Consider the following 13,861-nt stretch of genomic DNA (forward strand, 5'->3'; position numbering starts at 1 on the left):
CGGATCGAATCGGCGCATTGCGATGTGCAGGTTGCGATGTAGCAGGAGACTCACCCTGCCGGGTCGTTGCCCTGGTGTGAACAACTGTTCAATAATCGGCGCATGCGTTCAGTTGATGTGAAGGCGTCAGATTGATTCGCTCAGGGGAGGCCCAACGGTGACAGTTGTCATCGACGTCGCAGGTCTTACCCGCCTTTTCGCGCCTCGTCGGGGTGTGGCCGATCTCGACTTCACCATCAGCGGCGGCGAGGTGTTCGGGTTCCTCGGACCCAACGGTGCCGGCAAGTCGACCACGATCCGGCTGTTGCTCGGCCTGTACCGGGCCGACTCCGGAACCATGAAAGTGCTAGGACTCGATCCTGTCCACCACAGTGTGCACATCCACCGACGCGTGGGATATCTGCCCGGCGAGGTCGCGCTATACCCAAGGCTGACAGGGCGTCGGCATCTCGACACTGCCGCGCGGATCCGCGGCCTCGAGGATCTGTCATACCGCGACGAGCTGGTCGAACGATTCGGCGCCGAACTCGACACCCCGGTGCGAACCCTGTCCAAGGGCAATCGCCAGAAGATCGGCCTCGTACAGGCCTTCATGCACAAACCCGAACTGCTGATCCTGGACGAGCCGACATCGGGGCTCGACCCGCTGCTCCAGCAGGAATTCGTAACCTTGATTCGGGAGACAGTTGCGCAGGGGCGGACCGTGTTCTTGTCCTCCCATGAGCTCGACGAGGTGCAACGACTGGCCGACCGGGTGGCGATCATCAGGGAAGGCAGGTTGGTTGTCACCGACACAGTCGAGCGGCTGCGGCGCAACGCCCCGCGTACCGTCGAACTTCGCTTCGACCGCGACGTCGACACCAGGGAGTTGTCGCGCCTCGACGGCGTTCGAGTTGTCACCGATATCGATCGGCGAGTCACTCTCGCCGTCGCCGGGCCGATTGCTCCACTGCTTCGTGTGATCGCCGACCTCGAGCCTGCAGATATGACCGCTCGCGGCGCCGACCTCGACGAGCTTTTCCTGACTTACTACCGCCAGGAACCGCACGGGAAGGCCACCGATGCTCACTGAGCTGACCCGACTGGACCTGAGGCTGCGGCGGCGATCACTGATCGGCTACGCCTTGGGTATAGCGGTGTATACGTTCGTCATCGTGGCGCTCTACCCCGCCTTCAAAGATGATGCGGGGCTTGACAGTTTTGCCGAAGGTAATGCCACGATGGCCGCCTTGTTCGGCATCGGCGACTCGTTGACCAGTTCATCCGGGTGGCTCAATGCCAATCTGTATGCCAACTTCCTGCCCTTGATAATGCTGCTTCTCGGAATCGGATTCGGGGCCTCGTGCCTGGCAGGGCAGGACGAAGACGGCACCCTCGGCGTCGTGGTTGCCATGCCGCTTTCTCGTATGCGTATCGCCGGCGAGAAATTCGGGGCTCTGTGCCTGATCGGGATCCCGGTTGCCCTCGTCACCGCGGCGGTGGTCGTGTTGGGCCGGGGTTTCGAGCTGACGGTCGACCTCGGGCACCTCGCAGGGACCACGCTCGGTGTTCTCCTGCTCGGAATCGGTTTCGGGGCGCTTGCCATGCTGGTCGGTGCGCTGACCGGAAGCCGCGGGCTGGCGCTGGGTATCTCCTCGACCGTCGCTGCAGCGTCGTACCTGATCAACTCCCTCGCACCGATCGTGGATTGGATCCGTCCGGCGCGCTACGCGTCACTGTTCTATTACGCTGTCGGTGACAGTCAACTCGAGAACGGGTTGCACCTGTCTTCCGCAGCGGTGCTGATCGCGGTTCCACTGGTCTTGTTCGTGGCTACCGTCCTGGCCTTCCAGCGGCTCGACGTGCACTGAAGTCTTCGTTCGCCGAAGTCATCGGTGCGGGGTCCTCGGGATCGGGGTGTACATCGGGTCCCCCTATACTTCTCACGCCTCGCGGATCTGCGAAGTGAGCGGGAGTTTGTTTTGACGTCATCGTGTGCCACAGGCACGTAATCCCATCCTCATAAGTTGGGTTTCGATCGCGAGAGATCGCCCGCGCCCACCATTGGACGCCCAAGAAGTCTGGATCGGGACTGTGCGGGTCGCCACACCGAGAGGATCGCTGATGACTGCAACCGCAGATGCCATCGTGAAGACAGAACCGGACTTCGAGTATCAGAGAAGGGGACGGTGGCTCGACCACTGGAAGCCCGAAGACGAGCGATTCTGGGCATCAGGCGGCAAGAAGACTGCTTGGAAGAATCTGTTTCTGTCGGTCTTCTCGGAACACCTGGGTTTCAACGTCTGGGTGATCTGGACCATTGTCGTCACCAACATGGGCAATGCCGGGTTCGCGTTCATGCAGGGCGACCAGGCGCTGAACAACGCACTGCTGCTGACGTCCGTGCCGGTGCTGGTCGGGGCGGCGCTGCGGGTGCCATACACCTTCGCGATCCCCAAGTTCGGGGGCCGTGCGTTCACCGCGTTCAGTGCAACCATGCTGCTGTTCCCATGCTTCGGACTGGCGTACTTCATCAACCAGCCGAACACCTCGATGGGCGTGTTCCTGGTGCTGGCCGCGCTGGCAGGTTTCGGAGGTGGCAACTTCTCCTCCTCGATGGCGAACATTTCCTTCTTCTTCCCTGAGGGTAAGAAGGGTGCGGCGCTGGGCATCAACGCCGCGGGCGGCAACCTCGGCGTGGCGGTCACCCAGCTCGCGCTTCCGCTGGTGATCGCGTTGGGTACGACCATCGTTGCGAAGTCGCCGGAAGGCTACCGACTGGGTCTTACGATGGCAGCCCTGATCTGGGTGCCATTCATCGTGATCGCCGCGGTCGGAGCCCTGCTGTTCATGGACAGCATCACCAGCGCCAAGCCGGATGGGCAGTCATACAAGCTGGCGATGACCAACAAGCACAACTGGGTGATGGCGTTCCTCTACGTCGGCACGTTCGGATCGTTCATCGGCTTCTCGTTCGCCTTCCCGACCCTCATCCGGGCCAACTTCCCCGAGCTCGACAACGTCGGAATTCTCGTTGCGCTCGGTAACCTGGCGTTCCTCGGGGCGCTCGTGGGCTCGTTCACCAGGCCGTTCGGAGGTTGGCTCGCCGACCGAATGGGTGGCGGCGCGAAGATCACTCTCGCTGTGTTCGTCAGCCAGGCCGCAGGAATCGGCCTGATCATGGTCGCCCTCGAGTTGCACAGCTTCCCGCTTTATCTGGCAGCGTTCCTGATCCTGTTCGTCCTCACCGGTATCGGCAACGGCTCGACCTACCGAATGATCCCGACGATCTTCAGCGCCCAGTCCAAGAAGCGGGCCGCCGAGATCGGGCAGGATCCAGCGGAAGCTGCTGCGTCGGCGAAGCGGCAAGCCGGTGCGGCTCTGGGAGTGGTCGGTGCGTGCGGAGCCTTCGGCGGGTTCCTGCTGCAGCAAGCCCTGCGCCTGTCCAACATCCACTTGGGCAGCATGACGCCGGCGTTCATCGGCTACGCTGCGCTGTTCCTGCTGATGGGTGGCGTGACCTGGTGGTTCTACCTGCGTTCGGAGTTCGCTGTGCACAGGATTCCGTCACTGGCATACGCAAACGTGTAGCCGTAGGAGAGCGTTAGCACGCGGCCTTCGTCGAAGTATTCGGCGAAGGCCGCTGCTCTTCTCTCGTCCCCCGGAGGGGGTAAGCGGAGCGATTCAGGTCGCGTCTCGATCCCGGGTCTCGTACACGTCGGGGATTCCGTTGTGGTCCGCGTCCAACGCCTCCTGCTCGGCCATGAGTCGATAGGCGCGATTGCGGATCCGCAACAGAATGGCGGCGAGCATCGCGGCGATGACCGATCCGAACAGCACGCCGATCTTTACATAGTCGTCTCGTGGACTGCCGCCACCGAAGGCGAGTTCCCCGATCAACAGTGACACCGTGAACCCGATCCCGGCCAGCATCGCGACCCCGAGGATGTCGATCCACTTCAACCCCGAATCGAGTGTCGCCCGAGTGAAGCGGGACATCAGGAACGTGGTGCCGAAAATTCCGAAGGTCTTTCCGAGCACTAGACCGGCGATGATGCCGATGGTGATCGGGTCGACAAGGGCGTCTCGCAACCCACTGAAACCGCCGATAGTGACTCCGGCCGCGAAGAACGCGAACACGGGCACCGCGAAACCAGCTGAGATAGGGCGAATCCGGTGCTCGAAGTGTTCGGCCAGCCCCGGCCCTGATTCGGCCTCGCCGGAAGCCTTGCCCCGTATTACGGGAACGGTGAAGCCCAATATCACGCCGGCGACCGTGGCGTGCACGCCGGATGCATGGATGAGCGCCCAGGTGGCAAAGGCAAGCGGAAGCAGCAACCACCACGACCGAATTCTCCGTTGTACGGCAAAGGCGAAAGCGGCCAACGGGACCAGAGCTGCGGCCAGTGGTAGCACCGACAAGTGGTCGGTGTAGAAGACGGCGATGATCGTGATCGCGAGTAGATCGTCTACCACTGCCAAGGTCAGCAGAAAGATGCGAAGCGTCGAGGGCAGGTGGGTGCTGATGACGGCCAGGATCGCGACGGCGAATGCGATATCGGTGGCCGTCGGAATTGCCCACCCCTGCAGGGCTCCTTCGCCGGTGCGAAGGTTGATCGAGACGAACACCAGTGCCGGTAGGGCCATCCCGCCGAGCGCCGCGGCGATCGGCAAAGCAGCTCTCGAGGGGTCACGCAGATCCCCGGCCACGAACTCCCGTTTGAGCTCCAGGCCCACGACGAAGAAGAAGATCGCCAGCAGTCCGTCTGCTGCCCACGTCCCCAGGGACAGGTTCAGATGCAGCACCTCTGGGCCGACCGTAATATCCGCGAGGCCGTTGTAACTGTCTTTCCAAGGGGAGTTCGCCCACACCAGGGCGACGACGGATGCCACCAACAACAGTGCACCGCCGACCGTCTCCTTCCGCAGGATCTCGCCGATGCGTGAGGCTTCCGCCCACGATCCACGAGGGAACAGGGGAGTGCGTGCAGTTGGCGAAGTGCTCACAAAGATTCTTTCTGTGCGGGAGGCATAGACGGGACCAGTTCTGCGATGCCGGCCGGTGTTCCCGGCTCCGCAGCACGACCGCAATGTGGGAGGTTGCGGATGTCTACGCCGGGTAGCAACCGCATCCGCCTGTACGAATCATTGGAACTGATCATCCGTTCTCGCTCCCCAGCGCAGACGCTTCCGGACCGGAGGCGGATCCTCCAGCTCGGCTGTGGGCGCGACAGGCCACCGGCAAGGTGATTCCAGGCGGATGTGCTGTACGAGGCAACCGGACCAGCATAACCAACCGACACGGCTGATTCAGTGCGTGGTTGAGACCGCACTTCTTCCTGCCACCCTCGATGCGCCCGCTGCGCGGGTAGGCAGCTCGCCGTGTCTCTGCAGCTCCTGAGCGGGACTGCAGGCAAGGCAGTCATGCACGGCACCCCATGATCGATCGTGATGGGTACAAGCATGCTCGCCGCCAGTACGTGGTAGACAGCCGACCCGCAATGGCCCGGCTCATAAGGGCATAGTGCTCCGGGATGCGCATCATGAGATCCCCATTTCGTCAGGTCATCCAAATTGCCGACCAGACTTCCCGGCGCGCCACTTCCACTCTATCGTGGTCGGCCCGGCGCCCCCCAGTCATCGCATTCGCCAGGATGTCGCTAAGCAGGCGTTGCGGCCCCGGCCTGTATCCTCGGCGCGGATTTGCGGCAGGTAGTCCAATCAAATTGGACGCGTGAGTGATTCGCCAAGGGGCTGAGGGTCGTCATCATATTGCGTGATCGCTCCGGGCAAACGTGCGCGCGGGGGCGGATCGTCACAGCCGAAGATGCCGCGTCGCTCGTCCGAATGTGCTCAGTTCAGGTCAGACGCTCTCCCTCGACCGAGGCGTCGAGCTATCGTCGATCCATGTGCCGAAACATCACGGAGTTGCGCGGACTCGAGCCTGCGGCGACCAGGGAGGAAGTCGAGGCAGCGGCACGCCAGTATGTTCGCAAGGTTGGTGGCGTCCGGAATTTGTCGGATGCCAACCGCGAGCCTTTCGAAGAGGCGGTAGCCGCTGTGACCGAGGCCACTACGAAGCTGCTGGCGACGCTCCCGCCCCGGAAGCAGCCGCCACCGACGTTACCGCCCCTTCGACGGCCGGAGGTCCGGGCGCACATCGCAGCGGACGCCGCATCGTCAGGCTGAGTGCGGCGACGGCCGCGTCGTCAGGCTGAGCGCATCGATGCGTTCGACGGCGTCGGCAACGATCTTTTCGATGAGTTCTTTGCAGGTAGGAAGATCCTCCAGCAGACCGACCACTTGACCGGATGCCAGGACGCCCGCGTGGGTGTTGCCGTCGACGAGCCCGGCTTTGAGCAGCATCGGGGTGTTGGCGGCCATGATGATCTGCTGCCAGGTGCGATCGCTGGACTTCTTCATCGAGAGGCCGTCCCTGACGAGCGTGGACCATTTCATGCCGGTCATGGTCTTGAACTTCGACGCGTTGCGGGCCGCCGCGATCAGTCCACGCAGGTACCCCGAATGTTCGAGGCTGTCGACGAGGTCGGTATTGAGCACCCTGTGCGGCATGCCGTCCACCTTGCGAGAGACGACGGTGTCCTGCAGGCCACGAGCGAGGTACTCCTGTTTCACGGAGTCGGGCACGGTCGATTCCTGGGTGAGCAGGAAGCGAGTGCCCATCGCGACACCGGCGGCGCCGTACGCCAGGGCAGCGGCAAGTCCGCGACCGTCGTAGAAGCCGCCCGCCGCGACGACGGGAATATCGACGGCGTCGAGCACCGACGGCAGCAACAGCGTGGTAGCCACCGGACCGGTGTGTCCGCCACCCTCCCCGCCCTGCACGATCACCGCGTCGGCACCCCACGATGCCACCTTCTTTGCGTGCTTCGCGGCGCCGATCGACGGGATGACCACAACTCCTGCGGCTTTGAGCTGCGCGATCAATTCCTTCTTCGGGGCGAGCGCGAACGACGCGACGCGGACGTTCTCCCGGATCAGCAAATCGATGCGCTGTGGGGCGTCGGCGGCATCGGCGCGGATGTTGACGCCGAACGGCTTGTCGGTGAGCGCCTTGGTCCTCGCGATCGCCGCTTCGAGTTCCGCGTACGTCATCGTCGCCGACGCCAGGATGCCGAGCCCACCAGCGTTGGCGGTGCCTGCGACGAGCCGCGATCCCGCGACCCATCCCATCCCGGTTTGAACGACAGGGTGCTCGATACCGACCAGATCGGTCAGTGCGGTTCGCAGGGTGCTCATACCGAAACCTCCCGGTCTCGCAGGCTGCGCGGGTCGAGTACCTCACGGATCAGCCGCAGTTCTTCTTCGGTGGGTTCGCGGGTTGCAGCGGCCTCGTCCAACCCGGCTACTTCGAACGAGGTGTTGTCTGCGACTTCCCCAGCGGTGACGCCTGGGTGCAGGCTCAGAGCGCGGAAAGTGTGTCCGGGTCCGCCGAAGTCGAAGACTCCGAGGTTGCTGACCACGCGATGGATATGGAGGAACCGGTACGCGGGATTCTCTGGCTCGATACGGTCGTAGCCGACACCGGAGACGATGTCTACCTTTTCACAGAACACTCGTGACGAGTGTTTACCCACCCAATAACTTGTGGGGTGGTTGATGGTGTTTCCGGGTGCCCCTCGGACGCCGAACATCTGGCGGGTCGGATGTTGCAATGGACCGAACGCGGAGAGATTCTGGTTGCCGTGACGGTCGATCTGGTTGGCTCCCATCACCACATGCCGTCGACCCGACGCGACTACATCGAATACCTTGCGGAACGGCATCCAGCCTTCGATCGGAGCTTTCGCGCCGACGGCGGGGGTATCGGCGAAGATCAGCGCCTCGCCGTCGGTGATCAATAGATCGGGTTCGGTGGTCAGCCTGGCGAGTCGCGCACCGATCAAAGGAAGGGTGGCCATCGGGCTGGCCATGATCTCTCCTGCCCCGGAGAAGATTTCGGCGCACGCAACAGCGCAGTACTCTGCTCGCGTGACTTCGGCGATCGTCTGGCTCATGCCTGGTTCTCCTCTGCGAACTTCTTGACTGCCGCCTGGTAGTCGTCCTCGCTGCCGGACAGATAGGTGTCGACGAACTTCTGCCATGCCTGCGGATCCTTCGCCGAGTCGGCATAGTGGCGCTGAAACTTCTCGTCGCGGCCGTAGCTGTCGCCGGCGAGCGTGAAGTGTGCGCCGTTCGGTGCTTCGACAACGCCGTCAACCATCATGCGGTTGAGGATGAGATTCTGCAGTGGAACGGATTTCACCAGTTCCTCTGTCTCGACGATCCGCTCGACCGAGATGAACCTCTTGTCCGCGGCCGCGCAGTAGAGGTCGTCGAAGTACGGATCGACGCCGGCGTAGGCGGCGTTGCCGTGCTTGTCTCCGAGATTCAGATGTACCAGTGCGGCATCCAGTTTCAGCGCAGGCATGGCGACCAGCGTCTCGGTCCGTCCGGAGGCATCGGGATAGGGGGAGGCGACTGTGCGCAACTCATCGCCCCAGAAGTTGCGGACGTCCGAGCCGAGCCCCGCGCGGATCGGTAGGAAAGGTAGCCGCGCTCCGGCTGCTTCGAGCCCGCACTTGAGCATGCCCTCGTCCATTTCCCGGACTTCGATGTCGCCGCTGGTGCGTGCCTTTGCGAACCATGGGTCATAGAACGGGGCCGAGTCGAGCGATACGAAGCCGTAGTACGCCTTCGCGACTTTGCCTGCCGAGCACAGCAGACCCAGGTCGGGTCCGCCATAGGTGACGACGGTGAGATCGGTGATATCCGAACGCAGCAGCGCGCGGACCAGCGCCATCGGTTTGCGGCGGGAACCCCAGCCGCCGATGCCGATTGTCATTCCGCTGCGGAGCTCGCTCACGACGTCGTCGAGCGACATTCTCTTGTCACGCTTATCGGCCATCGAGTCAGCCTTCCCGGGTGTTCGAGTTGGAGCGGGGTTTTCCGGTCTCGACGAACGCGTCGCGGTGCTCATCGGAAACGCCGATCAGATTGAGTTCGAAGGTAAATCCCTGTTCCAGGCGGTAGCTGTTCTTCACATCGACGGGATCGATCCCGTTGATCGCCTCCTTGGCGCGACGGATCACTCGCGTGTCCTTGGCTGCGATTTTGGCTGCGACGTCACGGGCCGCGTCGTCCAGCTTGTCGCGCGGAACCACGTCGTAGACGGACCCGAAGTGCTGCAGTTGCTGCGCGGTGACGTTCTGGGCCGTGTAGTACAGCGTGCGCATCAGGTGTTGCGGGACGAGTCGCGCGAGGTGGGTGGCGGCGCCGAGGGCCCCGCGATCGACCTCGGGGAGTCCGAACACGGCGTCGTCGGACGCGACGATCACGTCCGCGTTTCCGACCAACCCGATGCCACCGCCCACGCAGAAGCCGTTGACGGCGACCACCACGGGCACAGCGCAGTCGTAGACCGCGGCGAATGCGGCGGCGCAGCCCCTGTTGGCGTCGACCAGGGCCTCGTAACCGTCCGTGGCCTGCATTTCCTTGATGTCGACACCGGCGTTGAATCCGCGTCCTTCCGCCCGCAGGATCACCACGTGGGTATCCAGACTCCGGCCAGCGTCGAGTATGGCCTCGGCCAACTCGAACCAGCCGCGTGACGGGATGGCGTTGACGGGCGGGTAGTCGACGGTGACCGTGGCGATGCCGGTTCCGTCGGTGATGGAGGTAATGCCCATGGCATATTCCTAACGTCTTCTACCGAACCAAGCGATTGCTTGGTAAGTTAGCACACATGTGAGCCCGGCTGCTCTGAGCTGGCCTGGCCGGAACACCCAGCGGCGGAGGTATTCGTGATTTCAGGCCTGGACGGTGCGGTCGTGCTCGTGACCGGTGGTGTTCGCGGAGTGGGTGCGGGTATCAGCCGCTCCTTTCTGCGATCGGGCGCGACGGTGGTGACCTGCGCTCGACGGCTGGCGGAGGTACCCGTGGAGGCAGAGGGGCGTGCGGCCGAGTTCCTCACGTGCGATATTCGCGATCCCGACCAGGTGCGTGGTCTCGTCGACCAAATCGTCGAGCAGCACGGTCGCCTCGATGTGCTGGTAAACAATGCGGGGGGATCACCGTTCGCTCTCGCTGCCGAGGCCAGTCCCAATTTCCATTCCAAAATCGTCGAACTGAACCTCCTCGCACCCCTTCTGGTCTCGCAGATCGTAAATACAGTCATGCAGAAGCAAGATTCGGGTGGTTCCATCGTCAACATCTCGAGCGTCAGCGGTTCGCGTCCGTCGCCTGGCACGGCCGCGTACGGTGCCGCAAAGGCCGGCATCGACAGCCTCACCACCAGTCTGGCTGTCGAATGGGCCCCGAAGGTGCGTGTGAACTCGGTGGTCGTCGGTCTCGTACGCACCGAGTTGGCTCATCTGCACTACGGGGACGAGAGCGGCATCGCGGCGGTGGAGGAGACGATCCCGCTGCGCCGCATGGCATGTCCCGATGATGTGGGCAACTGTGCAGTGTTCCTGGCTTCACCGATGGCGGAATATGTCAGCGGATCGAGTCTGACCGTTCATGGTGGAGGCGAGCGCCCCGCATTCATGGCGGCGGCAACTACCGAGGAGAGCAATTAACGGTTCCCCGCGGCTGACGCCGGGGGATTTCACGCTCAGACCGCACACACAACCGACCTGGAGGAGGCTGCGGATGTCTGACGTCGTCAACACGTGTGTGGCCCCGTTCTGCCACAGCCAAAATCACTCTGGCCGCGTTCCGGTCCCGACCATCGGTATGCCCGCAGCATCGGCACCAGAAAATACGTTCGTCGAGTCCGAGTTGCTGCGTGGCTCTTGCGAAGCACCTAGAACACGTCATCGTCGTGTACGCGGACCGCACCAACACCACCTTCCGGCCAGCCCGCCTGCCACGGTCGATCAGGGCACGTTTCGCTGCAGCGATCGCGACATCCGCCGTTTTGCGGGCCATCCTGGACTTCGCCAGGAATTTCGGGGTGAAGTCCTCCACCGCGATCATCTGGTGGTTGTCGACGACCTTCTTCGCCCACACCCGCGAGTCGTGCTGAGTTTGCCGCGCGGCCTTCTTGTGCAGGCGCGCGGCGTCACGTTTCGCCCGCTGGTACCCGTGCGGCTGGGGGCCACGTTTGCCGCTGTGTCGTCTCGCCATTTTCCGTTGGGCTTTGGCCAGTTCGGCGGCGCACCGCTACCGGTGCCCAAGATGGGGCAGGTCGTGGGCCGGGTCGGTGGTGGTGGCCGTGGTCGACACACCCCAGTCGACACCGATCCCGCCGTCAACGTCGGGGGCGGGCACGCTGTCGCGGGACACCACGAACGAGGCGTACCAATGCCCCAGCGAGTCCTGGGACACCCGGACCGACTTCGGTTCGGACGGCAGATCGCGGGACCAGACAACAGGGATGGTCACACCCTTCGGCAGGATGAGTCGACCGTCACGGAGGGAAAATCCCCGGGTGGTGTACTCGAGCGACGGCAACACCCTCTTCCGCGCCTTGAACTTCGGTCGACCCCGGCCCTTCACCGTGAACGAATGGTCGAGGGCCTGCCCGTAGGTCCGCAACATTTGTTGCTGTGCTACCTGGGAACCAGACCGCAGCCATGCGTTCCGGCTGCGGGCCGCGGTGAGGAGCTTCGACAACTTCCCGAACGTCGGCCTGTTCCCCGACTTGTGTTGGTGGACTGCCTCGTTCCACAGGAACCGGCACCGATGCCACTCGGCGAGCAGTGCGCTCTGCGCCCGCGCACCCGGGCGCAGGCGGTAGGTGTAGCGCACCACCTCTATATCCACGGCCGAAAACCTAACCGACCGCACCGACAAAAAGGAGAAGCCATGTCGAACGCATTACCCGACCGTACTTACCTCCCCACGGCGAAAGCCGGGGGTTTCCCAGGCGGTGTTCGATGAGTGGATTGGTCGACGGCCGAGTCGTCATAGTCACTGGCGCCGGACGCGGCATCGGACGTGCACACGCCCTCGCGTTCGCGGCCGAGGGGGCAAAGGTTGTGGTCAACGATATCGGCGCGGGTCTCGACGGCTCGGCTACTGGCGAAAGTCCTGCAGAGCAAGTGGTTGCCGAGATCGTGGCCGCCGGCGGTGAGGCCGTCGTCAACGGTGACGACGTCGCGGACTGGGCGGGTGCGGAGAACCTGGTAAAGACCGCTCTGGACCACTACGGCCGTCTCGACGTGCTGGTCAACAATGCCGGGTTCCTTCGCGACCGCATGCTCGTGGGGATGAGCGAGCAGGAGTGGGACGCCGTAGTACGAGTTCACCTGAAGGGGCACTTCGCAACTTTGCGACACGCCGCCGCATACTGGCGTGCCGAAGCGAAGGCGGGAAACGCTGTCGACGCCCGCATCATCAATACGAGTTCCGGTGCCGGACTGCAGGGGTCGATCGGACAAGGAAATTACGCTGCAGCCAAGGCTGGTATCGCCGAGATGACGATTCAGGCCGCGGCTGAATTGAGGAACTATGGCGTCACGGTCAATGCGATTGCGCCCGCGGCGCGCACCCGGATGACGGTCAGTGCGGGTGGCGCGATGGCCAAGGCGATGGCCGCACCAGAGGAGGGGTTCGACGCGATGGCACCGGAGAATATCTCACCCCTCGTCGTGTGGTTGGGCAGTGCCGAATCGAAGGACGTCAGTGGACGCGTGTTCGAGGTCGAGGGCGGGAAGATCACCGTCGCCGAGGGGTGGCGGCACGGCCCGAGCCAGGACAAGGGTGCGCGCTGGGATCCGAGGGAGATCGGACCCGTCGTCGCCGACCTACTCGGTAAGGCGGAAACTCCGGTTCCCGTATACGGTGCCTGATCTGTCTGATCTGTCTGATCTTCGGGTTCGCAAGAATCGACAAAAGGTGGGATGACGTCATCGACTTGTGACCAGGTCACCTGAAGACTTTCATGAATAGTTATCTAAATACATTGATGTAGCAAGTATTCGGTAATTAATGTGCAAAGTGGAAATAGCTAGAGCCGAGGAGAATTCGTGAAGTTCGGTATCTCGCTGTTCGCAAGTGACCGCGGTATCGGACCTGCCTCTGCTGCGCGGGGTGCGGAGGCACACGGATTCGACTCCTTCTACGTGCCTGAACACACTCACATTCCAGTGAAACGCGTTGCAGTGCACCCACGGACTGGTGACTCCTCGTTGCCCGACGATCGCTATATGCGCACCCTCGACCCATGGGTGGCGCTCGCCACCGCGGCGGCGGTCACCGATCGGATCGAAGTGGGGACTGCGGTGGCCATTCCCGTGGAACACGACCCGATCGCGCTGGCCAAGACCATCGCCTCGCTCGATCACCTCAGTGGCGGCCGTGTGGTTGTCGGTGTCGGATATGGATGGAATCTGGACGAACTTTCTCACCACAATGTTCCGCCGGCGCGACGACGGACGATGCTGCGCGAGTACCTCGAAGCGATGCGCGCCCTCTGGACGGAGGACGAGGCTTCCTTCGAGGGCGAGTTCGTGAGTTTCGGCCCCAGTTGGGCGTGGCCCAAGCCGATCCGCACGCCACCCGTTTTCGTCGGAGCCGCGGGGACCGACAAAAACTTCCGATGGATCGTCAGATCAGCCGACGGTTGGATGAGCACCCCGTTCGAGCCCGACATCGAAGCCCGTGTGGTCACGCTGCAACGGATGTGGCGCAAGGCGGGACGGGACGGCGCCCCGCGGATCGTATTGCTCGACGGCAAACCGGACGTGGACAAACTGCGGCGGTGGAGCGACCTCGGTGTCACCGAGGTCGTCTATGGGCTTCCGGATCGTAGTGAGGAGGACGTCCTCGCTTACCTTGGGCGGCTGGCCGAGAAGCTCGAGGGGTTGCGCGAGACCACAGGCGCGGGCTGAACGAGTGCGGTGAATGGGCTGCGGACGCCGTCGAGCCTGAAGGT

At 63.2% G+C, this 13,861-nt stretch carries 14 protein-coding genes; 7 read left to right on the forward strand and 7 right to left on the reverse strand.

Translation table 11 applies throughout. From position 1 onward, the window contains the following. Positions 1–157 precede the first annotated feature (157 nt). The 3 genes from AB0I57_RS13315 (at position 158) to AB0I57_RS13325 (ending at position 3,570) form a co-directional block, all read left to right on the forward strand. Positions 158–1,072 carry an ABC transporter ATP-binding protein gene (locus AB0I57_RS13315; RefSeq protein ID WP_358335540.1) on the forward strand — a complete coding sequence of 305 codons (915 nt, stop codon included), beginning with the start codon at positions 158–160 and terminating at the stop codon, positions 1,070–1,072. Next, positions 1,062–1,850 carry an ABC transporter permease subunit gene (locus AB0I57_RS13320; RefSeq protein ID WP_358335542.1) on the forward strand — a complete coding sequence of 263 codons (789 nt, stop codon included), beginning with the start codon at positions 1,062–1,064 and terminating at the stop codon, positions 1,848–1,850. The genes AB0I57_RS13315 and AB0I57_RS13320 overlap by 11 nt, the downstream gene beginning before the upstream one ends. A gap of 253 nt (positions 1,851–2,103) precedes the next feature. Continuing rightward, complete coding sequence (locus AB0I57_RS13325) at positions 2,104–3,570, forward strand: nitrate/nitrite transporter (protein ID WP_358335545.1); 1,467 nt, start codon at positions 2,104–2,106, stop codon at positions 3,568–3,570. Positions 3,571–3,663: 93 nt separating this feature from the next. Here AB0I57_RS13325 and nhaA read toward each other — a convergent pair whose 3' ends face one another. Beyond that, a complete protein-coding gene (gene nhaA, locus AB0I57_RS13330) occupies positions 3,664–4,986 on the reverse strand; it encodes a Na+/H+ antiporter NhaA (protein ID WP_358335548.1) in 1,323 nt (440 codons plus the stop codon). A 900-nt stretch (positions 4,987–5,886) separates the two neighbouring features. Between nhaA and AB0I57_RS13335 the strand changes: the two genes are divergently transcribed. Next, complete coding sequence (locus AB0I57_RS13335; protein ID WP_358335551.1) at positions 5,887–6,168, forward strand: DUF2277 domain-containing protein; 282 nt, start codon at positions 5,887–5,889, stop codon at positions 6,166–6,168. On the opposite strand, the gene ipdC is transcribed toward AB0I57_RS13335, so the two are convergent. Genes ipdC through echA20 form a run of 4 tightly spaced genes read right to left on the reverse strand, consistent with a single transcriptional unit; the run spans position 6,160 to position 9,668 of the window. Next, complete coding sequence (gene ipdC / locus AB0I57_RS13340; protein ID WP_358335554.1) at positions 6,160–7,239, reverse strand: (3aS,4S,5R,7aS)-5-hydroxy-7a-methyl-1-oxo-octahydro-1H-indene-4-carboxyl-CoA dehydrogenase; 1,080 nt, start codon at positions 7,237–7,239, stop codon at positions 6,160–6,162. The genes AB0I57_RS13335 and ipdC overlap by 9 nt on opposite strands. Beyond that, entirely contained in the window at positions 7,236–7,997 is a 762-nt protein-coding gene (gene ipdB, locus AB0I57_RS13345; protein ID WP_358335557.1) for a cholesterol ring-cleaving hydrolase subunit IpdB, read from the reverse strand. The genes ipdC and ipdB overlap by 4 nt, the downstream gene beginning before the upstream one ends. Then, on the reverse strand, positions 7,994–8,887 hold the full coding sequence (ipdA, locus tag AB0I57_RS13350; RefSeq protein ID WP_358335560.1) for a cholesterol ring-cleaving hydrolase subunit IpdA: 894 nt from the start codon (positions 8,885–8,887) through the stop codon (positions 7,994–7,996). Before ipdA ends, ipdB begins: the two co-directional genes overlap by 4 nt. Before the next feature lie 4 nt (positions 8,888–8,891). After that, entirely contained in the window at positions 8,892–9,668 is a 777-nt protein-coding gene (gene echA20 / locus AB0I57_RS13355; RefSeq protein ID WP_358335563.1) for a (7aS)-7a-methyl-1,5-dioxo-2,3,5,6,7,7a-hexahydro-1H-indene-carboxyl-CoA hydrolase, read from the reverse strand. A gap of 114 nt (positions 9,669–9,782) precedes the next feature. On the opposite strand from echA20, the gene AB0I57_RS13360 reads away from it, so the two are divergent. Next, the gene (locus tag AB0I57_RS13360; RefSeq protein WP_358335566.1) at positions 9,783–10,559 is read left to right on the forward strand and encodes an SDR family oxidoreductase; all 777 of its coding nucleotides are present in this window, start codon (positions 9,783–9,785) and stop codon (positions 10,557–10,559) included. Here the strand turns inward: AB0I57_RS13360 and AB0I57_RS13365 are convergent. Together AB0I57_RS13365 and AB0I57_RS13370 are read right to left on the reverse strand one after the other, a co-directional pair. Then, a complete protein-coding gene (locus tag AB0I57_RS13365) occupies positions 10,540–11,109 on the reverse strand; it encodes a transposase (RefSeq protein WP_358335568.1) in 570 nt (189 codons plus the stop codon). The genes AB0I57_RS13360 and AB0I57_RS13365 overlap by 20 nt on opposite strands. A 36-nt stretch (positions 11,110–11,145) precedes the next feature. Continuing rightward, on the reverse strand, positions 11,146–11,748 hold the full coding sequence (locus AB0I57_RS13370; RefSeq protein WP_358335571.1) for a transposase: 603 nt from the start codon (positions 11,746–11,748) through the stop codon (positions 11,146–11,148). Between the two features lie 113 nt (positions 11,749–11,861). Here AB0I57_RS13370 and AB0I57_RS13375 point away from each other — a divergent pair, with 113 nt between their 5' ends. Beyond that, positions 11,862–12,776, forward strand: coding sequence for an SDR family oxidoreductase (locus AB0I57_RS13375; protein ID WP_358335573.1), 915 nt, complete (start codon positions 11,862–11,864; stop codon positions 12,774–12,776). Positions 12,777–12,953: 177 nt separating this feature from the next. Beyond that, positions 12,954–13,817, forward strand: a complete 864-nt coding sequence (locus tag AB0I57_RS13380; RefSeq protein WP_358335575.1) for a TIGR03619 family F420-dependent LLM class oxidoreductase — start codon at positions 12,954–12,956, stop codon at positions 13,815–13,817. Positions 13,818–13,861: the final 44 nt, after the last annotated feature.

Origin of the sequence: Rhodococcus sp. NPDC049939, from assembly GCF_040656415.1 — a bacterium.
Classification (GTDB): domain Bacteria; phylum Actinomycetota; class Actinomycetes; order Mycobacteriales; family Mycobacteriaceae; genus Rhodococcus_F.